20 protein-coding genes are annotated in these 25,574 nt (G+C 39.7%); 7 read left to right on the forward strand and 13 right to left on the reverse strand.

The window, feature by feature from the left end:
* Positions 1–171: 171 nt before the first annotated feature.
* Complete coding sequence (locus J5X91_RS01505; RefSeq protein WP_208833918.1) at positions 172–462, reverse strand: hypothetical protein; 291 nt, start codon at positions 460–462, stop codon at positions 172–174.
* Between the two features lie 461 nt (positions 463–923).
* Between J5X91_RS01505 and J5X91_RS01510 the strand changes: the two genes are divergently transcribed.
* From J5X91_RS01510 to J5X91_RS01525, 4 genes are all read left to right on the forward strand, one after another.
* Positions 924–2,087 carry an efflux RND transporter periplasmic adaptor subunit gene (locus J5X91_RS01510; RefSeq protein WP_208833919.1) on the forward strand — a complete coding sequence of 388 codons (1,164 nt, stop codon included), beginning with the start codon at positions 924–926 and terminating at the stop codon, positions 2,085–2,087.
* A gap of 12 nt (positions 2,088–2,099) precedes the next feature.
* Complete coding sequence (locus tag J5X91_RS01515; protein ID WP_182683665.1) at positions 2,100–5,231, forward strand: efflux RND transporter permease subunit; 3,132 nt, start codon at positions 2,100–2,102, stop codon at positions 5,229–5,231.
* The gene (locus J5X91_RS01520) at positions 5,231–6,643 is read left to right on the forward strand and encodes an efflux transporter outer membrane subunit (protein ID WP_208833920.1); all 1,413 of its coding nucleotides are present in this window, start codon (positions 5,231–5,233) and stop codon (positions 6,641–6,643) included. Before J5X91_RS01515 ends, J5X91_RS01520 begins: the two co-directional genes overlap by 1 nt.
* A gap of 151 nt (positions 6,644–6,794) precedes the next feature.
* A complete protein-coding gene (locus J5X91_RS01525; RefSeq protein ID WP_208833921.1) occupies positions 6,795–7,430 on the forward strand; it encodes a TetR/AcrR family transcriptional regulator in 636 nt (211 codons plus the stop codon).
* 46 nt (positions 7,431–7,476) lie between these two features.
* Here the strand turns inward: J5X91_RS01525 and J5X91_RS01530 are convergent, their stop codons facing one another.
* From J5X91_RS01530 to J5X91_RS01555, 6 genes are all read right to left on the reverse strand, one after another.
* The gene (locus J5X91_RS01530) at positions 7,477–8,580 is read right to left on the reverse strand and encodes a HupE/UreJ family protein (RefSeq protein ID WP_208833922.1); all 1,104 of its coding nucleotides are present in this window, start codon (positions 8,578–8,580) and stop codon (positions 7,477–7,479) included.
* Positions 8,577–9,602, reverse strand: a complete 1,026-nt coding sequence (locus tag J5X91_RS01535; RefSeq protein WP_208833923.1) for a tetratricopeptide repeat protein — start codon at positions 9,600–9,602, stop codon at positions 8,577–8,579. Before J5X91_RS01535 ends, J5X91_RS01530 begins: the two co-directional genes overlap by 4 nt.
* Before the next feature lie 59 nt (positions 9,603–9,661).
* Positions 9,662–10,168: an Ig-like domain-containing protein gene (locus tag J5X91_RS01540; RefSeq protein ID WP_208833924.1), complete on the reverse strand. Its 507-nt coding sequence runs from the start codon at positions 10,166–10,168 to the stop codon at positions 9,662–9,664.
* A gap of 11 nt (positions 10,169–10,179) precedes the next feature.
* Complete coding sequence (locus tag J5X91_RS01545) at positions 10,180–11,772, reverse strand: DUF4331 domain-containing protein (protein ID WP_208833925.1); 1,593 nt, start codon at positions 11,770–11,772, stop codon at positions 10,180–10,182.
* A gap of 171 nt (positions 11,773–11,943) precedes the next feature.
* Positions 11,944–12,627 carry an anti-sigma factor gene (locus J5X91_RS01550; protein ID WP_208833926.1) on the reverse strand — a complete coding sequence of 228 codons (684 nt, stop codon included), beginning with the start codon at positions 12,625–12,627 and terminating at the stop codon, positions 11,944–11,946.
* The gene (locus J5X91_RS01555; protein ID WP_058374953.1) at positions 12,624–13,148 is read right to left on the reverse strand and encodes a sigma-70 family RNA polymerase sigma factor; all 525 of its coding nucleotides are present in this window, start codon (positions 13,146–13,148) and stop codon (positions 12,624–12,626) included. The genes J5X91_RS01550 and J5X91_RS01555 overlap by 4 nt, the downstream gene beginning before the upstream one ends.
* 353 nt (positions 13,149–13,501) lie before the next feature.
* Here J5X91_RS01555 and J5X91_RS01560 point away from each other — a divergent pair, with 353 nt between their 5' ends.
* Complete coding sequence (locus tag J5X91_RS01560; protein ID WP_011329962.1) at positions 13,502–15,130, forward strand: diacylglycerol kinase family protein; 1,629 nt, start codon at positions 13,502–13,504, stop codon at positions 15,128–15,130.
* Positions 15,131–15,204: 74 nt separating this feature from the next.
* Here the strand turns inward: J5X91_RS01560 and J5X91_RS01565 are convergent, their stop codons facing one another.
* Complete coding sequence (locus tag J5X91_RS01565; protein WP_011329963.1) at positions 15,205–15,513, reverse strand: VF530 family protein; 309 nt, start codon at positions 15,511–15,513, stop codon at positions 15,205–15,207.
* A gap of 54 nt (positions 15,514–15,567) precedes the next feature.
* Positions 15,568–15,870 (reverse strand): YnjH family protein, encoded by a 303-nt coding sequence (locus tag J5X91_RS01570; RefSeq protein WP_011329964.1) that lies wholly within the window; start codon positions 15,868–15,870, stop codon positions 15,568–15,570.
* 206 nt (positions 15,871–16,076) lie between these two features.
* Here J5X91_RS01570 and J5X91_RS01575 point away from each other — a divergent pair, with 206 nt between their 5' ends.
* On the forward strand, positions 16,077–16,310 hold the full coding sequence (locus J5X91_RS01575; protein ID WP_011329965.1) for a TIGR02647 family protein: 234 nt from the start codon (positions 16,077–16,079) through the stop codon (positions 16,308–16,310).
* Between the two features lie 35 nt (positions 16,311–16,345).
* Here the strand turns inward: J5X91_RS01575 and maiA are convergent, their stop codons facing one another.
* Positions 16,346–16,978, reverse strand: a complete 633-nt coding sequence (maiA, locus tag J5X91_RS01580; protein WP_182683660.1) for a maleylacetoacetate isomerase — start codon at positions 16,976–16,978, stop codon at positions 16,346–16,348.
* Positions 16,979–16,984: 6 nt separating this feature from the next.
* Positions 16,985–18,286: a homogentisate 1,2-dioxygenase gene (gene hmgA / locus J5X91_RS01585; protein ID WP_208833927.1), complete on the reverse strand. Its 1,302-nt coding sequence runs from the start codon at positions 18,284–18,286 to the stop codon at positions 16,985–16,987.
* A 166-nt stretch (positions 18,287–18,452) separates the two neighbouring features.
* Here hmgA and J5X91_RS01590 point away from each other — a divergent pair, with 166 nt between their 5' ends.
* Positions 18,453–18,884, forward strand: coding sequence for a MarR family transcriptional regulator (locus tag J5X91_RS01590; protein ID WP_208833928.1), 432 nt, complete (start codon positions 18,453–18,455; stop codon positions 18,882–18,884).
* A 56-nt stretch (positions 18,885–18,940) separates the two neighbouring features.
* Here the strand turns inward: J5X91_RS01590 and J5X91_RS01595 are convergent, their stop codons facing one another.
* Positions 18,941–22,030 (reverse strand): TonB-dependent receptor, encoded by a 3,090-nt coding sequence (locus J5X91_RS01595; RefSeq protein WP_208833929.1) that lies wholly within the window; start codon positions 22,028–22,030, stop codon positions 18,941–18,943.
* Positions 22,031–22,351: 321 nt separating this feature from the next.
* Positions 22,352–25,558: a TonB-dependent receptor gene (locus J5X91_RS01600; RefSeq protein ID WP_208833930.1), complete on the reverse strand. Its 3,207-nt coding sequence runs from the start codon at positions 25,556–25,558 to the stop codon at positions 22,352–22,354.
* Positions 25,559–25,574 lie beyond the last annotated feature (16 nt).

Genomic DNA, 25,574 nt, shown 5'->3' on the forward strand with positions numbered 1-25,574 from the left:
TAGGGGGAAGTCCCAATGACAAGTGTGGCAATTATGCTAGAAGTTGCTAGCTCCGCGTAGCGGCTTTGTTCAACAGCCCAATAAGAGACTAAAAATTGTTTGCTAAAATGTGCAGCTAAGCGGGACTGAGCAGCCGTTTTTAATCCTGCTTGATTGGCTTGTACGTGTAATTTACATGGCACGCACTTTGATTACTTTGAATGAAGGGAAATCATTGAATACGTCTTGCACAAGAATATCACAATCAAAAGTATTACTTCGGTAATCGAATTGGATACTCATTTCTTGTATCGCTTTCCATGATCCAGCATCTCTTGCATCTGTCTCTAATTGCGCTTGAAAGTCAGTATCATTTTTGAACTTTCCTCCATGAAGGTTGCCGATGCTGTCAGTTCTGACTGAATGTAACTCAACTTGATATCTAAACCCTGACTTTAAAGTTATTTCGCCGTCTATAATCATTATATTTCTCTATTGTGTTTCAATTAATAAGTTATTGCATCATTGATAGTGTGCGAATCGTGATATCTCTGCCGATGTCACGCTCATTTCTCTACTTAATATAGTTTTAACAAATTACCTAAGATATTACTATCACTAAGTTTTCTATTATATCTAGCGAACCTCAATGACCGTTCCATACAACACCTCAATCAAGTGTCTATAGCAATTACTAAATACCAATAACTAATCACTATTCAAAGCACAACCACGCTGAATTCAGCCCTATTTGGGCTTTACACAATGCCCTAGGGGAGTTTTGACTGTAAGCAAATAGTCGCTTTAGTCAACCAAATTTACATATGTTTACAGCATTAAATCTAGTTAAAAATAATTCTTAATTAGCATTGGAAAGTGCATGCAAATAATTTAGAATGAACGTTCATTCTAAAGTTTAAATTCAAGTTAAAAGGTAATTTAATATGCAGCGTTCCCGCATCGCGCTATTGGTATTTTCGGCCCTCGTTGGTTCTGTCGTTTTAACTGGTTGTGATCAGGCTGCTGAGCAACCTAAAGCTACTGCTTCTCAAGGCACTCCAGTAGGTGTAGTTACGATAAAAAGCCAAACACTTACACTTAAACAAGAATTACCAGGGCGTGTAAGTGCATATCAAATAGCAGAAATTCGTCCTCAAGTTAGCGGTATTGTGCAATCTCGTTTGTTTACAGAAGGTACGCAAGTAGAAAAAGGCCAAGCGCTATATCAAATAAATCCAGCCATTTTTGAAGCTGAGCTTGCAGCAAGTGAAGCAGCTGTAGCCCGTGCTGAGGCGAGTATTGCCAGCAGTAAATCAAAAGCTGCGCGTTATAAAGAGTTGTTGGCAATTAAAGCTGTAAGTCAGCAAGACTTTGACGAAGCAGATGCAACTGCTAAACAGGCAAAGGCTGAGTTACTTACTGCGAAAGCGCAATTACAGGCTGCACAAATTAATTTAGATTACAGCCATGTAGCATCGCCTATTGGTGGTCAAATTAGTAAATCGAGTGTGACTGTTGGTGCTTTGGTAAGTGCTAATCAAGCAATGGCATTGGCAACAGTAACGCAGCTTGATCCAATTTATGTTGATTTAACACAATCGAGTAATGAGTTAACCAAGCTTAAAAAAGCATTGTCGTCGGGCTCGTTAAGTGTTGATGCAGATATTCAAACCGAGGTTGAGCTTTATATGGAAGACGGTTCGGTTTATCCGCATAAGGGCACCTTACAGTTTTCAGAAGTAACGGTTAATCCAAGTACGGGTTCGGTAACATTGCGAGCTAAATTTTCTAACCCTGAGAAACTACTTTTACCGGGTATGTATGCCCGTGCATCTATTGTTGAAGGGGTTCAAGAAAATGCTGTTTTGGTTCCGCAGCGTGGTGTAACGCGTAATACCAAAGGCCAGCCAACGGCTATGGTGGTAAGTGAAAATAATACAGTAGAGAGCCGAGTACTAGAGGTTGATAGAACAATAGGTTCGAACTGGTTAGTGACTAAAGGTTTATCTGCTGGTGATAAGTTAATTGTTGAAGGCTTACAAAAAATTCGTCCTAGCGCGCCAGTGATTGTCACTGAAGCAACACCTTTAGCCACTCAAGCGCAATAACGGAGAGTTTAAATGTCACGATATTTTATCGATAAACCGATATTTGCTTGGGTACTCGCTATTATTGTTATGTTAGCGGGTATTTTAGCAGTTAAAAGTTTACCTATTGCACAGTATCCTTCTATTGCACCGCCTGCGATTAGTATTACTGCAAATTACCCAGGTGCATCAGCGCAAACCTTAGAAGACTCTGTAACGCAAGTTATTGAGCAAAAAATGAAAGGGCTAGACGGCTTGTTATATATGTCGTCAACGTCAGAGTCGAGTGGCTCAGCAACGCTTACATTAACGTTTAATGCTGATACAGACCCTGATATTGCTCAGGTTCAAGTACAAAACAAATTAGCAACCGCAACGCCGTTGTTACCAGAGGAAGTACAACGCCAAGGTGTTGTAGTAGCCAAAGCGGCGCGTAACTTTTTATTAGTATTAGGTTTTGTGTCTAAAGATGGCAGCATGACTAATATTGATATTGGTGATTATGTAGCCTCAAACGTGCAAGATATTGTTTCTCGTGTTGATGGTGTAGGTGAAGCGCAGTTATTTGGCTCGCAGTACGCTATGCGTATTTGGTTAGATCCAGCAAAATTACAAAACTTTAAGTTAACTCCAAACGATATTGGCGCGGCAATTACTGCACAAAATGCGCAGGTTTCTGCCGGCCAACTCGGTGGTATGCCTGCGATTGCAGGGCAGCAGTTAAATGCGACAATAACGGCACAAAGCCGTTTGCAAACACCTGATCAGTTTGAAAACATTTTAGTTAAAACCAATAGTGATGGCTCAGTAGTGCGTCTAAAAGATGTAGCTAGAGTAGAACTGGGCGGTGAAAATTATGGTGTAGTTGCACGTTTTAATGGTGATCCGGCTGCGGGTATTGGTATAAAGCTTGCCAGTGGTGCTAACGCACTAGATACCGCAGAGGGCGTTAAAAAAGCATTAGAGGACTTAAAACCGTTTTTTCCTGAAGGTTTAGATGTTGTTATTCCTTACGACACCACACCATTTGTATCTTTGTCGATAGAAAAAGTAGTACACACGTTAATTGAAGCTGTGATACTTGTGTTTGTTGTAATGTATTTGTTTTTACAAAACTTTCGTGCAACGTTAATTCCTACTATTGCAGTACCTGTTGTACTACTGGGTACGTTTGCAATTTTGTATACCTTTGGTTATTCAATCAATACGTTAACTATGTTTGCTATGGTACTTGCCATTGGCCTGTTGGTTGATGATGCGATTGTTGTAGTAGAAAACGTAGAGCGCTTAATGACTGAAGAAAAACTCTCGGCATTAGATGCAACACGTAAATCAATGGACGAAATTAAAGGCGCATTGGTAGGTATTGCTATGGTGCTGTCGGCAGTATTTATTCCGATGGCGTTTTTTAGTGGCTCTACCGGTGTTATTTACCGTCAGTTCTCTATTACTATTGTGTCGGCAATGGGCTTGTCGGTATTAGTGGCGCTTATTTTAACGCCTGCATTATGTGCAACCTTACTTAAGCCAAGCCATGTACACGATAAAACATCATTTATTGGACGTTTTTTCTCTGGCTTTAACCGTGGCTTTGATAAAACAAACCGCGGCGCGCAAGGTATTGTTGGGCGTATGATCAGCCAATCAAAGCGCTACTTACTTATTTATGGTGTGCTTGTGGGTGGTATGGTATATGTGTTTTCAAGCTTACCAACTGCTTTTTTACCAGACGAAGACCAAGGTATATTATTTAACCAAGTAATGTTGCCTGCAGGCTCTACCATTGAGCAAACGTTAGGTGTAGTTGAAAAAGTAGAAAACCATTATTTGAATGATCAAGCCGAAGCGGTAAGTTCTATCTTTACGGTAACAGGCTTTAGTTTTGCCGGTTCTGGGCAAAACTCAGCAATTGGTTTTGTGAGCTTAAAGCATTGGGATGAGCGCCAGCGTGACGACTTATCGGTAAATGCAGTAGCAGGTAAAGGGATGGGGTATTTTTCAACCATAAAAGAAGCGTTTGTATTTGCTTTCCCACCACCGGCAATTGTAGAGCTTGGTACAGCTAATGGCTTTAATATGTTTTTACAAGACCGCGTAGGCTTAGGCCATGACGAGTTATTAAATGCACGTAATATGCTATTGGGTATGGCAAGTAAAAGCCCTGTTTTAGCGGGTGTGCGTCCAAATGGCCAAGAAGACATGCCAGAGCTGCAACTTGATATTGACCTTGCAAAAGCGGAAGCATTGGGCGTTACTCAAACCGATATAAATAGTACTTTGTCTACCGCATGGGGTAGCCGCTATGTTAATGACTTTATTGACCGCGGCCGCGTGAAAAAAGTATACATGCAAGGCGAAGCTGATTCGCGCATGGTGCCAGAGGACTTAAATAAGTGGTACGTGCGTAATAATAATGGCGATATGGTGCCGTTTGCAGCATTTGCTAGTTCGCACTGGTCTTACGGCTCACCACGCTTAGAGCGCTACAATGGTTTTTCTGCGATGGAAATTCAAGGTAGTGCAGCACCTGGCTATAGTACAGGGCAGGCTATGGATGAAATGGAGCGTTTAGTTAAGCAATTGCCAAACGGTATTGCTTCTGAGTGGTCGGGTATATCTTATCAAGAACGCTCAAGTGGTGGGCAAGCGCCTTTACTGTATGGATTGTCGCTGTTGTTTGTATTTTTATGTTTAGCTGCGTTATACGAAAGTTGGTCAGTACCATTTGCTGTAATGATTATTGTGCCACTGGGTATATTTGGTGCGATTATGGCGGCATTAATTGGTAACTTATCAAACGATATTTACTTACAAGTAGGCTTGTTAACCACCATAGGTTTGGCTTCTAAAAACGCGATATTAATAGTTGAATTTGCTATTCATAAAATGGAAGAAGGCCTGAGCTTAGTGGATGCTGCAATAGCTGCTGTTAAACTGCGTTTACGCCCAGTATTAATGACCTCGCTGGCCTTTATTTGTGGTGTTGTACCTTTGGCTATTGCGTCGAGCGCAGGGTCGGGTGCACAAAATGCGCTGGGTATCTCTATTATTGGTGGTACATTAGCTGCCTCTACCTTAGTGGTGTTATTTGTGCCTTTGTTTTTTGTTTTAGTACGTAAAACATTCTCAAGTAAATCGGCAGTAGCAACGAAGGAGAGCGAATAATGAACTTAAAAACATTAGGTTTAAACGCACTTACTTTAGCTGTATTAACGGGGTGCCAACTTGCCCCAGAGCAACAAGAAATAGCTTTACCTGTGCCTGATGCGTATGCATCGGGTGCAGAGCAAGCGCAAGCTACGCAGCTAAATTGGCAACAGTTTTTTAACGATGAAAAACTGCAAGCGTTAATTGCACAGAGCCTTGAGCATAATAAAGACTTACAAATTGCTGCATTAAATGTGCAGCGCGTGCGTGGCTTATATCAAATAGAAGACTCGGCATTATTTCCATCGCTTGATATAAATGGCTCTGGATCGCGTCAGCGCTTGCCGGGTGATTTATCGAGTACTGGTGAGCCGCGTATTAATTCGCAGTACAGTGCTACCGTAGGTATTACCTCGTATGAGCTTGATATATGGGGCAAGGTGCGCAATCAGTCAGCGCAAGCACTGCAAACCTTATACTCTACGCAGCTGAGCCAATACAGTATGCAAGTGTCGCTTATTGCTGAGCTTGCTAATGCCTGGCTTAACTATGCAACCGACCAGCAGTTATTAGCACTGGCCGAGGAAACCCTAACGTCGCAACAGTCGTCGTTATCACTTACTCAACAAAGTTTTGATTTAGGTGCTGCATCAGCAATTACCCTAGAGCAACTTAAAAGTACGGTTGCTACAGCTAAAGTTGATATAGCAAAGTATAAGCGTTTATTAAAACGCGATAAAAATGCGCTTGATTTACTAGTAGGTAATAGCGTTGCCAGTGATTTACTGCCAAATGCGTCACTTAATCATTTACTCGACTTACCAGAAGTACCAGTTGGTTTACCGTCTGATTTACTCACGCAACGCCCTGATATTAAAGCGGCTGAGCATCAGTTGTTAGCGGCTAATGCAAATATTGGTATCGCGCGTGCTGCGTTTTACCCAAGTATTAGTTTAACCGCTAATGCGGGTACTGCATCAAGCGACTTAAGTGGTTTATTTGATGGTGGCTCGGGTACGTGGAGTTTTATACCTACTATTAATTTGCCTATTTTTAATATGGGCCGTAACCAAGCTAATTTAGATGTTGCTAAAGCGGCGCAACAAATAGCGCTTACCACCTATCAGCAAAAAATTCAGCAAGCGTTTCGTGAAGTTGCTGACGTACTTGCAGATAGAGAAGGTTATAACGCCCAGCTAAGCGCACTTGAGCAGTTAGTGCAAAGCCGTCAAGCAACCTTTGATATTTCGCAAGCGCGTTACGACAAAGGTGCCGACAGTTACTTGCAAGTTCTTGATTCGCAAAGAACTTGGTACAGTGCCCAACAGCAGTTAATTACGGGTAAGCAAGCATTACTTGCCAGTAAAATTAACTTATACAAAGCAGTTGGCGGCGGTTGGCAAGTTACCTCACCAGCGGTGCAAGATTAAGTAGTCTATATGGTCTATAGCTTTTGCTATAGGCCATCACTAGAATGTTAAATTTATAATACTTCTAATTTAACAGCGCTTTATTTGCTGTAACTAAATATTTAGATGCAATTGGTTTTTATAATAGACAGGTTAAATAGTGGAGTTGTAAGTGACCCATAAAAGTAAAAGACATGCAGATCCTGCATTAGTCGAAGCACGGCGCACACAAGTACTAGATGCTGCAGCAGACTGCTTTCGTCGCAAAGGCTATCATGGGGCAGGCATGGCTGAAATTGCAAGAACTGCGGGTATGAGTGCCGGCCATATCTATAACTACTTTGAAAGTAAAGAAGCAATAATAGAGAGTATTATTGAGCAAGACATGCAAGAAATGTTTTCTATATTTCAAGAGTTTGAAGATCAGCCTGGGGATTTGTTAACGATACTTTTAGATCGGTTGCATCAAAGTGTGCAACGCCATATGGATACCGGTGCCTGTGTGATCGATTTAGACATGATGGCAGAAGCGAGTAGAAACGATAAAGTAGCCTCGCTATTGCATGAAGCCGATATGCAAGCGCGAAACAGAATGAGACAGTTATTAATTAGCGACAGAAGCTTGTTAAAATCACACTCAGAGCAAGAATTAGAGAGCCGTATTAATGTTATTTTTTCTATGATGGCGGGCTTGTTTTTACGCAAAATGCTCTACCCAGAACTAACAGAAGAAACAGTATTAATAGCACTTCGCCCTGCGATGAAAACGCTACTCATGCCTTTTGAAGCGCATGACGAAGTACTGTAAAAGCACTATAAAAAGTACTCTAAATTGGTATTAGAGCGGTTACAGGTTAAAACCGCTCGATTGACCATTGTAATGCAATCAGTGCTATGGCAAATGAGCCCACCGGCATTAACCATTTTTTATACCACTGATAGCCTCTTATGCTGATTAACACCGGTAATGCTACGAGTAAAATACTGAGCTGACCAATTTCTACCCCTAAGTTAAATGCCACAATACTCAATAGCTGATAATCGCTCGACAGCCCCAACTCACCCAATACACTGGCAAACCCCATGCCGTGCAATAAACCAAATGCAAATGTTACCCAGCCTAAGCGCAATATCAGTGGCCACACATTATTAAGTGCAGCAAAAAGTACTGATAGGGCAATACCTAGCTCTACCCAGCGGCTATTTGGCGATACTAAATTCATAGCTGTTGCAGTGAGCGTAATTGAATGCGCTAGGGTGAATGCGGTAACTATCCACGCGGTGTGTTTAATAATTTGTTTTTTTGAGCTAATACCTTGCCATTGTTTTTCGGTGCGGGTAAGTACGCAGGTAAGTAATAAGGCGATTAAAAATAAAATATGATCAATACCAATCCAAATATGTAATATTCCTTGATACACATATTGATTAAAGGTGCTTAAGTAGCTTGATTGGCTAAAGTTAAAGGTTTGTTTTGCATTGGCTGCGCTAAACACGCGCGATAAATTATTAATATTTACAATGGCTTTGTGGTTGCCATCGGTATTAAAAAAGGCGCTGTAATGTAAGCTAATGTCAGTTTGGTCAGCGCAGCTAAATAGCAGCGGTATTACTAAATAGGGTTGATTAAAGTGACTATCTAATTGATACGCTCCTTGGGTAGAGAGCCTGCATGCCTGTTGTTGCTGAATTAGCTGTAAATTAGCATAAACAAAACTATTAATTGAGCTGCGTTTGGCTTTTATTTCAGCCCAGGTTATTTGTTTGTCGTTATTAATATCGAGCGCCACGACTTGCTCTAAATCGGTTATATTTACTTGCCACTGACCACTGTACTTATTTTGGCTAGCAGCGGTATTATTTAAAGTTATATAGCCAGTACTTAACTGATGAGCAAAGCTATTAGTGGCCACTAAACAGGTGGCTAAAGTGAGAATAAATACACAAAAGAGTTTCATAGTGTTGCTCGCTGCATGGCTTTGGCTTGTATTAATAACTGCTTATCGGTGCTCATTTTAGCTTGTTGCCAATTTATATTGGCCCAGTACAGGGCTTTATCACTATTTGGCGCTACTGCAATATAATAGTGAGCTAGGTCGCTGGCATGAAAGGTATCTTGACGTAGTTCGCGCAGCGCCACACGGCTTTTCATCATTGTTTGCCACTTAGTACTAACCGCATTGGTATTTTTTTCAGCAATAGCCAGCCTGAGTAAAATAGCATCTTCTAAATTACTGTTATCTGTTAGCAAACCAGCTAAAGTATTGAGTACTTGCTGCGTGTTATTAAGTGCTAATTGAGTATCGGCCCACAGTACAATAAGGCTCACCGGCGCAAACTGTAAATCAAGATGGCTAATGTAGCTCAACGCAGTTTGATAATTATTTAATCGGTAGCTCATTTCACTTAATACATGGGCAGTGGCTAGGCTAATATTTTTATTATGGGTAATCTTTTTTAATGCATTATAACTTTGTATTAGTTGCTCTTGCTGGCTTTGTACATCTAACACGCAAGTACTTACGGTAATAAGGCTTACCTGCCCAATTAAGGCTGTACAATGCCCTTTGGCAGCAGTGAATTTACCTTTGGTCATGTAAATATTAGCCAGTAATAAATGACTATTACTGTGATTTGGCTCAGCCACTAATACTTCAGTAGCAATTTTAATTGCAGCATCAAATTGGTGTTCTTTTTGTAGTACTCGTGCATATAAATAACCAACTTGTGGAGTGGGGTTTTGGTTATACAAAGTTGCTAAATGTGTTTTTAACACACCTTGCAAACGTTCAGTTTGCCCAGCATATTGGCTATTTATAACTAATTCGTTTATTTCGGCAACAGACAGTTGAGCGACTATATTTGAGTTACTAGGGGCAATAATCTCATTATCGGCTGGGGTAAAAGCGCTGGCAAATACATTGCTTGAAAATAACATACCCACAAGTAGCAAAATTAATTTGGTGTAAGGTAATTGCATTGTTTAGTCCTTTTGAAAAAGCCATCCGTGGCCTGTCAGCTTTGATTATGACTTACTGATTAATTACCTGTTGCAGGGTGGAGGCCACCAACATCTGTTTCGGTGTTAGTAAATACCCGGCCGTTTATAGACAGTGGCTCAGCGTTAGCGGGTTGATTAAATGCATCGGTTGCAAACTGAGCAAAGTCGACTTGCAACGCTTCAATAGTAATACTTACCGTTGCTGTTACTTGGTTGTTAACCCCATCAGACACACCAAACATGAAGCTATCTGACCCTGTTTGTTCTTTGTTGGGCGTGTAGGTGTATGTGCCATCGGCATTTACAACTACGCTGCCGAGTGTAGGTTGGGTTGTTATGCTGTAGGCAAGTGTATCGCCATCGGCATCTGCTGCGTCAAGCATGTCGTTAATAGCCACCTCAGTTTGTGTGGTTACCATGGCATCGCTTGCTGTGGGAGCAACATTAACAGCCACTGTTGGCTCGTTGTCATTATCGCTACCACAGCCACTCATTGCTAAAACACTTACCAGCAAACATGCCTGTGTATATTTTAAATTACGCATTGTTTTACTCCTTATTTAGAACCCGCAAGTGGGGTAGTAAGGTAGGGAAAGCTTGCATCCATCATAGCGGCATTTATTGGTGCGCCATCGGTAAATTGCACAGTACCTACTTCAGCATCCTCTGGTTTACAAAGCCCTAAATCAGTGTCTACGCCTGCTACAGGGATAGGGTGACATAAACGACCCATAACAACTCTTAGTGCTATATCAACAACGTCATCACCTGGACGACGGCCATTTGGAAATCCGGCTAAATCATTACCTGCTACCCCAAATGTTGATTGATCAGCTTGTGCTGTTGCTGCAATTTTAGTGTTTAAACGCAGCATTTCTGATGGCGTTACTGTTGCTTGCTGATTAACACCGGCAAAGCCAGTTAAAAATGCGGTTATAAGATCATTACGTGGAAAGTTTGTAGGTGCAAGCGTGGCAAAATTTGTCCCTAAGGTGGTATTAACTGCATCTTTAAATAAAATATTTAATAGTTCAGGCAGTGAAGGATGCGACACATAATCTAAAAATTGACCATCATCTTTAGGATGTGCAGTAGAGAAGGTGTCTTTATCTTTAATACCAATTACTAGCTCATTAACCAGTGGGTTACCTAAACGCGAAACTTGCGTTAATGCGCCGCCGTTAACTGCGTTATTTGCAAACTTAGCATTAGGATTTAAAATACGCGCTTGCGGTAAGCTTGCTGTTGTCCACGAACCAATTACGCCATTACCTGAGCCAACCACACAGCTTTTAGGTACTTCAATTGCTATAGAGGTAATGTTTTTATCGGCTAAATCATCGTTATCTGCCGACTGTGTAATGCCACCAGGAAAGCCTGAGCCATCACCTGCACCCGCAGCACTGTCACCTTCAACAGGTACGTAGTTTACTAAATCAAAGGTTTTGCCTAGGTTAACTACAAAAGGGTCTTTACGTTGGCCAACGAACACTTTAGCCATGCCATCACAGTTCGCAATAGCGACTTGATACATAAATTGGTCGGCATACATTTGGTAATCTTGCTTTGAGGTAAAGGTTTTATTACCTACATAATCAAGCGGTTTATTAAAAGTAGTTGAGCTAGTAGTGGTGTTACTAAGCTGTACGCTAGTGCCTGTTTTTTGCGGGCCGCTGATCATGTTTACAGTGTAAGATTCACTAAAGTTAGCTGCACTATCATTACCTGCCGTAATACCACCAACATTTTTTAGCGGCACAGATACAGTGCGCTGATTGCCCTCAGGGCCGACGGTTAATTGCACACCTTGATTATCATTAGGCAGCATACTTTTAAAGTTAAACGCAAAAGTAATATCTTCAATAGCATCACCATCGTTATCAATGTGAATGCTGTAAGTAGCATCAGGATCCATGGCAAAGTAATTAGGGCCACCGTAGGCATCTTGCAATGGAATGTAATTAGCAATCAAGGTAACAAAGTCACCACGGCCTTGCTCATAACTATTAAAAACATAAAAATCGGTAGAGTCTAAGGTTGGAAAACGACTAATATTAGGCGCTTCTCTATGGCTTGATGCTTCACTTGGTGCACTTGCAAAAGTAGCACATATAACAACTGCGAGTATTGATGGAGTAAAAGCTTTCATGACTTTGTCCTTTAGTTTTTGATTGAAGTCATTAGTAATACGAGGCAGGATTTAAATTGGATGCAAATAAGTTAATTTATTTTTAATTAATGTGCTTTATTTGTTAATTACCGCTGTTTTTAGCTCTAATATCTTATTTCTGAAAAAGATAAAAGAGCTGTTTTTAGTAATTTATAAAAGTACTAATTCGGTGGTATAGAGTACTTCGCTTGGTGAGCCGTTTGGCGAGCCACCAATAGGTTCTAAACTTACAGCTAATAAAGCAACATCACTGGCTTTAAAACGGCTGTTTTTAGATAGCGTTATGCTGCCTGTTTTAGGGAGTAAGCCCAGCGATATTGGTGCGTCTTGGTCTTTTAGTATCATCCACAGCTCATAGTCTTTATCTGTTTTAGCCACAAGCTGACTACTTGCCTTAATTGATAAAGCCTGCTCATTAACATCAATAAACCATAACGGCTGCTGCGCTTTATTTTGCACTAATGCAATTTGCTGAATATTGCTAACATTAGTGGCCGGTTGCATTACTAAAAATGCTAATACAATTGAAGCTGCTGTAGCAACAAACGACCAAGTGCGCCAAATTGAAGCTTGTGTACGAATTATTGTTTTCGTTGGTTGGGGCTGATTTTCAATTTGTTGTAATATTTTTGGCCATAAGTCGTCACTTGGCGCTCGTGGCGTAATAGCACTGGCTAAGTTATTTAAGTTTTGCTCCCACATTGTTGTGGCCTCACGTGCTTTGCTGGAGTTGAGGAGTAATCGCTGAAAACGCTTACGGGTTGAGCTTGATAGTGTACCCAATACATATTGCCCTGCAAGTGCATTTAATACCTCGGGTTTATTATAATTCATAGGGTTAAACACCTTTGTAGCTGAACTAATCCACGGCGGATCCAACTTTTTACCGTACCTAAAGGCGTGTCGATATGATCAACTAATTCGCTGTGGCTTAAGCCTTTGTAATAGGCCAAGTGAATCGCTTGCTTTTGCTGTGGTTCTAATTGCTCTATACAGCTTACGAGTTTGGTATTTTCGGCATAACTCACCTCAATATCGTGCTCGTTTATATCGTCATCGGCTAGTGATTGCTCCTTGCGCACTTTGTTGTAGCGCAGCGCATCAAGGCTTCGGTATCTAACAATGCTGATCATCCAGCTAATAACCGTTCCCTTAGATGAATTATACTCAGATGCGTTATGCCAAATTTTAATAAAAGCTTCTTGCAATACTTCTTCCGCATGCGCTCTGTTTGTTAACATATTTAAAGTTATAGCAAATAACTTTCCGCTGGTTTGCTGATAAAGATTAGCGAATGCGTGTTTATCGCCTTGTGCGGTTGAGCACAAAAGGGGGAGTAAATCGTCGTTTTCCATGATTACCTTAATATTTTTATTATTAGTTAAATAAACGTTTGAGAGTTGTTTGTGGATGCAAAAAAATGCTTAGATGTTCTATTAGATTAGCTGCAATACAGCCTAATACAAGTAAACAAAGTGTATTGCTGTTACTTTATACCAGTGTGAACAATTAGCCTACTACAGTGTAAAAACAGCAACGTTTTATAAGTGGACTAAAAAAGGCTTAATAAATAAAAATTAAAGTGTTAATTATCAATAATATAATTAATCAGGGATAAGTGAATGCTGGCGTAAAATTTGCTTTTACAATATTAAGGCATGATTAATAAATATAACAACAACGAGCATATATTATAAAAGGAGAACATATGTGGGCTGCAATTAGTTACTTACTATTGGCATTTATACTCATATTTATTGGCTGGGAAGTTAACTCAATTTACTTTTCAATTGTATTTTATTGGAGTGCGTTGTCACTACTTTTAGTGGGGGGCGCTTATATATTCGATATAGCAAAAGTGTTTAGAAAACGCGAAAACGGCGTTATCCCTTTTTATATTCGCTGGGCGTTTATTCCTTTTTTATTCGGCGCACAACTATACAATGCGTGGGCACGTAAACACGATAAAGTGCCGCCTATTCAAAAGATTAATGAACATTTGTTTTTGGCATGTCGATTATTCCCCTCCGACATAGACACGCTAAAAGAAAATGGTATTACCGCAATACTTGATGTAACGTGCGAGTTTGACGGTTTAGAGTGGAGCTCTACGCAAGAAAACATTAATTATTTAAACATTCCGGTACTCGATCATAGCGTTCCTACGCATTCGCAGTTAAACCAAGCAATTAATTGGATCCATCATCATGTACAAAAAGATCGCCGTGTGGTGGTGCATTGTGCTTTAGGGCGCGGGCGCTCTGTGTTTGTAATGGCGGCCTACTTGCTTAGCCAAAATAAAGATGCCGATGTGCATCAAATACTGGCACAAATAAAAGAAACTCGCGAGACAGCTAACCTTAATAAACGCCAATTACATCACTTAGCTAAGCGCCATAAAAAAGGTGAGTTAGTAATTAAAAACAAAGCATTTTTGATTGCAAATCCAGTGTCGGGCACAAAAATGTGGCAAGACAAACAACACCTAATTATTGCTAGTTTATCGGCTTATTACGACTTAACCGTATTAACAACCTCAAAAGAAGTTAACGGCGTAGCGCTTGCTAAACAGGCAATAAAAGAGCAGCCAGATATTATTATTGCTTGTGGTGGTGACGGCACAGTGACAGAAGTGGCCAGTGTATTAGTGCACACTAAATGCAGGTTGGGTATTATTCCGCTGGGCACGGCTAACGCATTAGCGCATGTGTTAATGGGCATAAAATCAAAATTTATTCCTGTTGAACAAGCCTGTGATTTAATTATTGATGGGCAAACAAGTTTAATCGACACAGCTTATTGTAACGACGAGCTAATGTTACTACTGGCAGGAATTGGCTTTGAACACTCCATGATTGAAAAAGCCGACCGTGAAGCTAAAAACAAATCTGGGCAACTGGCCTATTTAAATGGTTTTTTACAAGCTTTTGGTGAACAAAAAGCACAAGTATTAACGATAAAGCTTGATGATAACGAACCAACGCAAGTAAGTACCAATAGTTTTATTGTTGCTAATGCCGCACCCTTTACTACTTTGCTAGCTCAAGGTGGCGGGCAGCCCGATCATAGTGATGGCTTACTTGATGTGAATTGGTTAATACCCAATAAAGAAAATGGCACTACAGTACTGAGTATTGCCGAGCTTATGTTTAGCAGCATTACACAAACACATTTAGCTATTAATTCGCATCATACAAATGCTAAAAGAGTGGAAGTAAGTGCAGAGCAAGAGATTAAATACGTAGTAGATGGAGAGGTGAAAACTTCTAACAAATTAGTTATTACAATTTCACCTGGATCATTAAACGTTATTTGCAAAGAACAGCTAGATAAATAATACACGGCTATAAAACTATAAAACTATAAAACTATAAAACTATAAAACGGCGTTATTACACGCCGTTTTATTATTTATTTTTTGATCGAAGGCCAAACAAAGCCCGATGTATCAGGTGCTCTATCGGAAGTGGGCCTTGGTGCACTTTTAGGTCTACGAATTGGCTTGTTATTTATGGTATGAATATAAAGTGCTTCTACTTTATCTCGTGCCCATGGGGTTTTACGCAAAAATTTTAAGCTCGATTTAATGCTTGGTGCATCAGTAAAGCATTTAATTTTAACCTGTTCACCCAAAGTTCTCCAGCCAAGTCGTTGCTCTAACTCAACAAGTATTTGTTCTAACGTTACCCCATGTAAAGGGTTTTTAGGTTGATTATCCATAGCTACACTACTTATTTAAACTGCGCATAGTGTAACTTAATTCACTCGTAGAGGCTAATTCACTGTAATTGTAGCGGGCTTAGTAGGGTAAATTGCATTGCCTTGTTTGTCGAGTTTAAGCCAAATTAGTTGGCTGTTGTTATGTTGTACAAATTTAGCCCCGCAAATAAGTGTAAATGAGTGTATTTGTATTAACGCTCCTTCGCTGTAGCGCTTATTGTCGTACCAACAACTTGTGTCGGTATTTACAAACTGATTAGCATCGATAACAGAGTGGGTTTTAATTGTATTAGCATGGCTGAGTAGCGAATAGCTTAAGCAGCTAATATAAAAACATAAGATTAATAAATGGCGCATTTTAGTCTCAAATTGTCGCAGGTTTAAAAATAATACACTAAGCTAAAAAACATGCTAGGGTAAGGTATACACAAACACCATAAAAATGCGTAATTGGGTATTTTATAGCACCTTAACATTAGACAGCTGCTTATAGAAAAGGCGCTTTCTTGACTTGGGTATATTTATATTTAGTAAAACACAGAACAATAAATAGGTGAAAATATATGCAATTTAACCAAACAATGATCGATGAATTTACACTATTAGCTAAATTTCCGCGTGAAAGTAAAATGCAGGGAATTAAACTTCATTCAGACGCAGAGCCTAGCTTGTTAAGCGCCGCACAACGTTTATTTGATAAAGGAATTATAGATAGCCCAGATGGCGGTTATTTAACTGATCTGGGCTTAGAATTAATTGACCATGTAACTGTGGTGCACAGTGCCTTACAAGGCTAATTTTCTGGGTTAATTACCTAGGCTAATTATTTAGACTAGGTTGCATCAGGTTGATTTTGTGGTGCGGCATCAATAAATGCATCGAGCTTATTACAACGCTCATAAATGGCTGCTATTTTAGGATATGCGGCCATATTTACATTAAAACGAATAGCATTAAATACCTGCGGTACTAAGCACACATCGGCAAGGCTTGGTTGCTCACCCACACAAAAAGCGTTATTACGATCAAGTAGATGCTCTACTTTTTCAAACCCTACTTCTACCCAGTGGCGATACCAAGTGTTTTTAGCCTCATCGTCTACCCCTAGTTCGTTACTTAAATACTTGAGTACGCGTAAATTATCTAACGGATGAATGTCGCAGGCTATGGCGTAACTTAAATTACGGATTTGTGCTTTTTGCCACGCGTTACCAAATAATAATGGCGTTGTGTTTGGATGGCTTTCTTCAAGATACTCTAAAATAGCCAGAGATTGCCCAAGCACACCGTCAGCTGTTTCAAGTGCTGGGAGTAAACCTTGTGGGTTTTTATCTAAGTAGGCTGCACCTAATTGTTCAGACTTTAGTAAATTAACACCAACCAATTCGTGATCAATGTTTTTTAAGTTAAGCGCAATACGCACCCGGTATGCGGCAGATGAGCGAAAATAACTATAAAGTTTCATGGTTTATTATCCTTGTGATCCAGTAAATTGCTTTTTAATTGTGCGCCAGCAATCAGTGTAGTTAGTTTGGCGCTCTTTGCCCTCAAGAGCGTATTTAGTTGGGGATATGATATAACGTGATTCAAACATAAATGCCAGCGTATTATCATAACGTTGTGGCTCAAGCTGGGCATTAGAGGCTTTGTCGAACACGTCGGCTTCAGGTCCATGTGGCGACATACAATTGTGTAGACTCATACCCCCAGGAACAAAGCCATGCTCTTTAGCATCGTAAACGCCTTCTATTAAGCCCATAAATTCACTCATTATATTGCGATGAAAGTAAGGAGGGCGAAAGGTGTTTTCGGCCACCATCCAGCGTGGAGGAAAAATAGCAAAATCAATATTAGCCACGCCTTCAGTACCTGATGGCGATGTAAGTACGGTAAAAATAGAAGGATCTGGGTGATCAAAGCTCACTGTATTCATTACATTAAAACGTGCTAAGTCATATTTATACGGCGCACTGTTACCGGTCCACGCAACTACATCTAGAGGCGAGTGGCCGATATCACAACGAAACATGTTGCCGTTAAATTTAGCCACTAATTCAAACTTACCTTCTATATCTTCAAAAGCAGCAACTGGGTATTGAAAGTCACGATCGTTGGCAAAACCGTTAGAGCCGACCGGGCCACGCTCAGCTAATTCATACTGATGGCCATAGTTTTCACAAATATAACCGCGCGCAGTCGCTGTTAATAGTTGTACCTGAAACTTTATACCACGGGGAATAACCGCTATTTCGCCCGCTTTTATGGTTAAATTACCACACTCAGTTTTGAGCAATAATTCACCCTGCTGCGGTACAAACAACATTTCGCCATCGGCATTATAAAAATAACGTCCGTCCATCGATTTATTAGCAACATAAACATGAATAGCAATACCGGTTTGGCCATTTGCACTACCATTAGCGGCCATAGTAATTAAGCCATCAATAAAATCAGTTGGTTGCTCTGGGATATCGATAGGGTTCCAGCGCAGCATAGTTGGTGGAGTTACTACTTCGGTAATAGGCGCAGTGCGAATTAAGCCATTATCCATTGCGATATAATCGCCTTGAATAACAGAGGGACGAATACGGTACAGCCAACTACGACGGTTTTGTGCACGCGGCGCAGTAAACGCGGTTGTACTAAATTGCTCTGCATATAAATCGTACTTTACTTTTTGCGGACTAAATTGTCCGATAGGCAATGCACCAGGCAAAGCTTCGGTTTCAAACTCATTACCAAAACCAGTCATGTATTTTAATTCGGTAGCCATTAGCAACTCCTGTGAGAGTGGGGTAGTTTAATCTTGTTATTATTTAGGCTAAGATACTCTCAAGTGAGACTAATTTCAAATTGCGTAAGTTAATTCACTGTAAATAATAATGAACAGTCATTTCCAGTTGAATTAAAACGCAGGCCCAACGAGTGGTGCTACAACGATGAAGATCAATTTAGATACGTTTTTACCTTATCAATTAACCAATATAGCTACGCTTGTGAGTAACGATTTTGCCAAAGTGTATAAACGTGAATTTGGCTTAAATATTCCGCAGTGGCGCATACTCGCTAACTTAGCGCAATATGGGCAAAGCACAGCTAAACAATTATGCACGCAAGCTGATATGGATAAATCAACGGTATCAAGAGCGGTAAAAGCTTTAATAACTAAAGGTTTTATTTGCAGCAAAGTGAATGAGCAAGATAAACGAGCTGCATTTTTAATGCTATCTGATGAAGGCGAGGCTCTGTATAAAAAAATCACCCCAGAGGCACTTGCATGGGAAGCGCAGCTCCTAAATACACTCAGTGACGATGAGCGTCTGCAAATGATGAGCATTTTTGAAAAATTAAAACATCAGTTACAGCCATAAAAAAAGCCCATCATAAGATGGGCTCTAAACTAATTAAAATTATTACCTAATTTTAATTAGAAAGTGTATTTTACGCCTACACGCATTTCCCACAGAGATGGTTTAACATCAATGCTTGCACCCGATGGGTTATTAAAGCTGTTAAACACATACTGTCCATTCACGATATCTGCAGAAACAGCACTTTGAAATGAATTACCTGTTTCTAGCACGCCCCAATCGTCATTCAGCATATTACCGATGTTTTTAATTACAAAGTAAGCTGAGCCTTTTTGATCACCAGTAAAGCCCATAAACTCCTGCTCAACTTTGAAATCAAGCGTCACCCACCAATCACCATCAATACTATTACGCTCTTGGATCTGACCACGAGCTAAACCTTCACTATTAACCCACTCATCAAACGCTGCTTTATCAAAGTTAGCGCCGTAAACAACTTTACTATCATCTAAGGTAGGTACATATAGTAATTGACGACTGCTGTCATTAAAGCCTAAGCCACCAGAGCGAGAGTCAAACGCATAAGAATAAGGACTGGTTTGCGATGCCTGACCAAATAGATTGAACTTAGTGTCATAACCATCAAATATTTCATGGTTATAAGATAAGCTCATAGTAAAGCGATGTGGAATTTCGTAGTTTGATGCAGCAAGCCCTGGGTTTTCTGTATCTGATACTGCAATATTATGGTAGTTAGAAAATGCAACAGAGCTTGTCATTGGATGCACATCTTTTGCTACTGTATAAGCATAAGAAAGCGCTAAATCAATGCCGTTATCAAAAGATTTATTCATTGCTATGGATAAAACATGTGAATATGCGTCGTCACCTTTAACATTAGTTAGCATTAGATCAGACTCACGAGGATGTAAATCATCACTGTAAACAGGGCGGCCATCAGGTGCTACTGAACTTTTTACATTTGCCAGGTTGCTAATAATTGCGGAGTCTTGTTTGTCGGTATATAGATAATCAACATTAAATACATACTCACTCTCGGTAATATAAGTACCACCTAGCGAGAATTTCCACTCAGAAGGGATTTCAAAATTAGGGTCTGTTACATTGGTGCTTGCATCAGCACCGCCTTGACCAACATTATCAAATAAGTCTTGTGGGATATCGTAACCAGGCTGACCATTACCGTTAAATGCAATAGCATTAGGGCCTAAAATTTGTAGGTTTTTTTGGTTTACCTGAATATTACGCACACCATCATTAGAATAGCTGTTAGATACCCATACGTTAGGGTTACCACCAGAGTATAAGCCGACACCACCACGAAGTTCTAACTGATCGTTATAAATCCAGTTAACGCCTAAACGCGGTTGTAACAAATCTATACCGTCTAAGTTTTGGCTATTAGAAAAACCATAACGATCTTCAAAATTTTGGTTATGAGTTGGCTTGTCATCGCTGGTATACCAGTCGTAACGTAGACCTACAATGAATGATACATCGTAATCGATTAACTCAAACTTGTCTTGTGCGTAAAGAGTGTTAAGTGCGTACTTAAATTCACCCGCTGCATCATCAGGGTTATGACTTGAAGCATTACCATAATAAACACGCGCTACACCATTTTCAAAGTCTTCGATAGAGTTAAAACGATACTCACCTTCATTATGCTGTACGAATAAGTTAAATACATCTAGCTCTTCACGTTCGTAACCAAATGAAAGCTCATGATCTTCTAAGTAGTATGTACCGGCTAGTTTAAGAGATAAATTATCATACTTGAGTTTATTTGCTTGACGTGAATCATCTGGGCCAAGATAAACATCTATATCACCTGTATCAATACGGAATTCACCAAATCCTGAAGCAGCATCTAAAGAGTCTTGGCGGTTATCTAATTTTGAGTAACCTATACGCATTTCTGTTGAAAAGTTATCTGTCCAATCAGAGTAAAGTGAGGTGACATAAGATTGTAGCTCAGCGCCACGCTCATAAAAGTGGCTTGATAATGCGAGTTCATTTGCATCAGCATCTGACTGCGCTAAACTAAAGCCATCATTATAGTTATACACAAAACTAGCACGATGATCGTTGTTGATGTTCCAATCTAGTTTAACTAATATTTTTTCATCTTCAACAGGCATGCTAGGCGTCATATTGCCAGCATCGTAATTATAGTTATCTTTAGCTATTTGGGTTATACGATCCACAGTTGCTTGATTAATTCGACCATTCGCAAATGGGGTATATGCAAATATTTGTGCGCCTTCAAGTTTTTCATAAGAGGTAAATAAAAATAGTGTATCTTCAATTAGTGGCAATCCAACGTTAAAACCATAACGCTTTTCTGAGTAATCACCAAGTTGCTGTTTATTACCTTTAATGGAATCGCCCGACATTGAGTCGTTAGTATAATCATAGAAGAAGCCACCAGTTAATTCGTTGGTACCTGATTTAGTCACTGCATTGATATTACAAGAGGTAAAACCACCGTATTGTACGTCAAATGGTGCTAGTTCTACGGCAACTTGTGCAATAGAATCAAAAGAAAAAGGCATTCTTTCGGTAGGGTAACCACTTGAGTTAAGGCCAAAGTTATCGTTCATACGAACACCATCAACCGTTAAGCTATTAAAGCGAGGGTTGCCACCACCACAATTAATTGCACCGGCATTTGTTTCGTCGATATAAATACGAGGATCGGCGCGAATAATATCTTTTAAATCACGATTAATTGCAGGCTTGTTTTCTAAATCATCTAATGTGAAAAATGTAGCTGGACCTGTACTACCTGATTGTGAGCTTATTGGTGCGCCGCTTACAATGATTTGTTCCATTTCTTGTGAGCGAAGAGCAACGGTTACAGGGTAAGTTTGTCCTAGCGTTAAATAAATATCTTCAACTTGAGTATCTTGATAAGTATCAGAATCAACAATTATTTTATAAGGACCACCAACACGCAATCCCTTGGTCGAGAAGTTACCTTGTGCATTAACTGTTGCGGTCTTTGTTGAACCTGATGGTATATGAATAATTGTAATTTGAGTATCAACAGCTGGATTACCATTTGGACCCGTAATCTGACCTTTAACAGACGATGACGTTTCGTTGGCGATTGCAGCACCACTCACGCCTACACAGGCTGCAATAGCGAGTGATAGAGCTGTTTTACGAAGTTGAGTTTTCATTTTGTTTTCCCATGTAGTTTATTAAACTTTTTATATTTATAAAGTATTTGCACTAAACAAACGAACCAAATTCATGCAGTACTAAATCTATACATATTATACATTAGTTTGTGTTTACAAATAAGCTACAAGTGTAATGTTTTTTTAATATTTATAGAATAATGCTACGGATTATTAATGTTAATAATGAAATGTTCGTGTTGTAAAAGAGAGTAGATACTATTTATGACAGATAGATGAAAAAAGGGAGTTTAAATGAAAAAACCCATTACAAAGTTGTAATGGGTTTAACTAATATAAAATGTAATACTTTATTAGGTATTAAAACTTATAGCTCACACCAATTTTAGCTTGCCATGCAGATGATGACGTAGAAATTTGGCTATAATTGCGTACATCAGCACCGTTATGACGATTGTTGATAATGTATCGGCCTTCATCATCTATTCCAGCTAGGTCATATACAGCTTGATCAGAGTAACCTAAACGCTTTTCAACACCCCAGTCGCTATTAAGTAAGTTAGCAAAGTTATCAATCATAAAGTAAACCTCACCTTTATGGCCTTCAGCAAAACCTGGGATCTCTTGTTTAACACTAATATCCATAGTAGTAACCCAAGGTTGAGTTCCTGTATTACGGTTTAGAATTTGGCCACGCTCAGAAATACCAGCACGGTTAAGTAGCGTTTCAAGTTCGCTCCACGACAAACCAGATTCATCCCAGTTTACATTTGCATCATCAGCACCCGTTGGGATGTATGCAAGGTAAGCCGAGTTTGAATAAAAGTCACGTGTATCGCCTAAATCGTCTTTTTCATAAAGACCCATTGTATAGCTAAATGGGCGGCCAGAGCGACGCTCAAAGTACATGTTAAACTTGGTTTGGTAGCCAGAAAAAAGCTCAGTATTATAGCTCACATTAACCTTAAAGCTATGCTCCACTTCGTAAGCACCACGCTGTGCTAAATCAACATTACGGCTTTGTGTTATTGTATGTTTATAATTACTTTGTGCTTGTGATGATGAACCACCTGAAGCTTCTGTAATATCTTGATGTGCATAACTGGTAGATATGTATAGGCCGTTATCCCATTCTTTAGCAAGAGCGGTAGAGAAGATTACCGAGCGCCCATCTTCAGCTGAGTTGGTCATTGCTATATCAAAGTTATCTTTTAAGTCACCTTCGTAGATACCTTCATAAATAATACGATCGCCATCAGCGGTTGTTCCAACAGGCTTGATTGCAGTGTTATGCCATACAGCCTCATTTTCTTTTTTATGGTAAGCAATTTCTGCTTGCCATTTAAAGCCATTACCTAAAAATTCTGAGTCAAATTCATAATCAAAACCAACTTGCGCACGGATGCTTGAAGGTAATTTAAAGTTAGGATCAATATAGTTAGTGCTACCCGCACCTTGTACTAATGAACCTTTTATTTCGTCTGGAACTTGAGTGATATCAACAGGGTTATTTGCGTAGTAACCATCAATTACGCTTTGTGGTGCGTCAACAAAAGTAAGACCGTCTTTTTGGAATGAGTTGTTATACCAAACGTTAGGAATACCGCCTTGGAAACGACCTACGCCACCATTGATAGTAAGAGCCTCTGTTGCATAATATTTGAAACCAACACGAGGTAAAATAATATCTACACCATCAAGGTTTTCTTGGTTAGTAAAACCATAGGTTTCTAAAAACTTTTCATTCAATGTTGGTTTATCGTCAGATGCCAAACGCTCATAACGTACACCCGCAGTTACTTCTAAATCATCAGTAGCATAAAACGTATCTTCTACGTAAAGAGCAAACTGACTGCGCGTTGCATCGTAAGCAGTATCTGCTGAGTTGTTGGTATAGGCATTACTGTAAGTAAAGTCATGTTTACCTTTGTAATTACCTACTTCGCGGTTTTCGAAACCAGCAAAGTTATCAAACTCCCATGAGCCTAAAGAGTTGGCTGCAAATAAATTATATAAATTTAAAGATTCATACTTAGCACCAAACTTAATTTGGTGTTCGTCTAATAAGTATGTGCCATCAAAAGTTAGTGTTAAATTTTCAGTCGCTGCTTTATTGGCATGACGGTATTCATCAGTACCAAACTGATAAGCTGGTCCACGGAAATATTCTTCAACTTTAACACTACCAATTTTAGAATTAGTGATGCTGTCAGATGTTACATCTTTATAAGCAATACCAATTTCAGTAGAGAAGTCTTCATTCCAATCTGAGTAAAGCTTGGTAGCAAAGTTGTTGAATTTAGTCGCGTAAGTGTAACGATTTGAAGCAAGTGAAACGGTACTGCCACCAGTACCAAAATTACGCTCGTCTTTATCGTCTTGCCATTGGTATGTAAAGTCTAAACGATGGTCATCGTTGATGTTCCAGCTTAACTTAACCAATAATGACTCATTGGTGTCTTTAGGGTCGCCACCAAGAGAATCTTGCATACCGTACACGTTATCTAATATAGATAAAAACTGATCAAAGCTTTCTTTGGTTACATCGTACTCATTAGCAGCACCAGAGCCTTCAAAACCATAGTCTAAATCTAACTCGCTCTTCCATGCATTGTAGTTTACAAAGTAAAAAAGCTTATCCTCTAGTATTGGTCCGCCAAAGTTAAAACCGTAACGCGCTTCTGTTTGGATTGGCTTTACTTGTTCAGTAACAAATGTTCTGTGGCCATCTTCATCTAAAGCTGGTCTGCCATTTGCGTATACTTGTGAAATACTGTCTACATCCCCCGCCATATCTGGGGTTGATGTTTCGTAAAAACCAGAGAACTTAAATTCGTTAGTACCTGACTTTGTTACTGCATTTATAGTACCGCCACCAAAGTTGCCTTTAGCTGCTGAAAAAGGAGATACGTCTACAGAAATTTGTTCAATTGCATCAAGTGCAACAGGTGGCTGCGCTGTAGGGTAGCCGCCATAGTTCAAACCAAAATCGTCGTTTTGACCAATACCATCAACAGTTAAGCTATTACTACGTGGATTATTACCAGCAAAGGTTAGCTCTCCATTACCGTTAATATTTGCAAGTGGATTTAAGCGAGCAATATCTTTAATATCGCGGTTAAAACTTGGCATGTTTTGAATTGTATCTTCGCCAAAAGAGCTGCTAGAACCACCTGATTGTTGTACTATTTTATAGCCAGAAACTTCAATTTTTTCCATGTTTAATGGTCTAAGCTGAGAGTTTAAGCGATAAGTATCGCCTAATTCTAGGTAGATGTTTTCAAGCGTAGTGTCGTTAAAAGTATCAGAGTCGATTATTACTGTATATGGACCCCCAACACGTAAACCATTAGCTATAAAAGTACCACTTGAATTGGTTGTAAGCTCACTTACAGTTCCAGTAGGACCATGAATAACTTTAATTTTTACATTTGCAGCACTTTCACCAGATGGAGTAGTGATTTTACCGCGCATTGCAGATGACGTGTCAGCAGCCATAGCACTTGCAGAAACACCAAGAGCTAAAATAATTGCTCCGGTTAATTTCGAAAGGCGAAGTTTATTCATTATGTTGTTTTCCCGT

The sequence above is a fragment of the Pseudoalteromonas sp. K222D genome, assembly GCF_017653575.1.
Taxonomy (GTDB): Bacteria; Pseudomonadota; Gammaproteobacteria; order Enterobacterales; family Alteromonadaceae; genus Pseudoalteromonas; species Pseudoalteromonas nigrifaciens.

Coding starts and splice junctions, on each gene's coding strand:
- J5X91_RS01505 (WP_208833918.1), bottom strand. CDS start 462: ATGATTATAGACGGCGAAATAACTTTAAAGTCAGGGTTTAGATATCAA.
- J5X91_RS01510 (WP_208833919.1), top strand. CDS start 924: ATGCAGCGTTCCCGCATCGCGCTATTGGTATTTTCGGCCCTCGTTGGT.
- J5X91_RS01515 (WP_182683665.1), top strand. CDS start 2,100: ATGTCACGATATTTTATCGATAAACCGATATTTGCTTGGGTACTCGCT.
- J5X91_RS01520 (WP_208833920.1), top strand. CDS start 5,231: ATGAACTTAAAAACATTAGGTTTAAACGCACTTACTTTAGCTGTATTA.
- J5X91_RS01530 (WP_208833922.1), bottom strand. CDS start 8,580: ATGAAACTCTTTTGTGTATTTATTCTCACTTTAGCCACCTGTTTAGTG.
- J5X91_RS01535 (WP_208833923.1), bottom strand. CDS start 9,602: ATGCAATTACCTTACACCAAATTAATTTTGCTACTTGTGGGTATGTTA.
- J5X91_RS01540 (WP_208833924.1), bottom strand. CDS start 10,168: ATGCGTAATTTAAAATATACACAGGCATGTTTGCTGGTAAGTGTTTTA.
- J5X91_RS01545 (WP_208833925.1), bottom strand. CDS start 11,772: ATGAAAGCTTTTACTCCATCAATACTCGCAGTTGTTATATGTGCTACT.
- J5X91_RS01550 (WP_208833926.1), bottom strand. CDS start 12,627: ATGAATTATAATAAACCCGAGGTATTAAATGCACTTGCAGGGCAATAT.
- J5X91_RS01555 (WP_058374953.1), bottom strand. CDS start 13,148: ATGGAAAACGACGATTTACTCCCCCTTTTGTGCTCAACCGCACAAGGC.
- J5X91_RS01560 (WP_011329962.1), top strand. CDS start 13,502: ATGTGGGCTGCAATTAGTTACTTACTATTGGCATTTATACTCATATTT.
- J5X91_RS01565 (WP_011329963.1), bottom strand. CDS start 15,513: ATGGATAATCAACCTAAAAACCCTTTACATGGGGTAACGTTAGAACAA.
- J5X91_RS01570 (WP_011329964.1), bottom strand. CDS start 15,870: ATGCGCCATTTATTAATCTTATGTTTTTATATTAGCTGCTTAAGCTAT.
- J5X91_RS01575 (WP_011329965.1), top strand. CDS start 16,077: ATGCAATTTAACCAAACAATGATCGATGAATTTACACTATTAGCTAAA.
- maiA (WP_182683660.1), bottom strand. CDS start 16,978: ATGAAACTTTATAGTTATTTTCGCTCATCTGCCGCATACCGGGTGCGT.
- hmgA (WP_208833927.1), bottom strand. CDS start 18,286: ATGGCTACCGAATTAAAATACATGACTGGTTTTGGTAATGAGTTTGAA.
- J5X91_RS01590 (WP_208833928.1), top strand. CDS start 18,453: ATGAAGATCAATTTAGATACGTTTTTACCTTATCAATTAACCAATATA.
- J5X91_RS01595 (WP_208833929.1), bottom strand. CDS start 22,030: ATGAAAACTCAACTTCGTAAAACAGCTCTATCACTCGCTATTGCAGCC.
- J5X91_RS01600 (WP_208833930.1), bottom strand. CDS start 25,558: ATGAATAAACTTCGCCTTTCGAAATTAACCGGAGCAATTATTTTAGCT.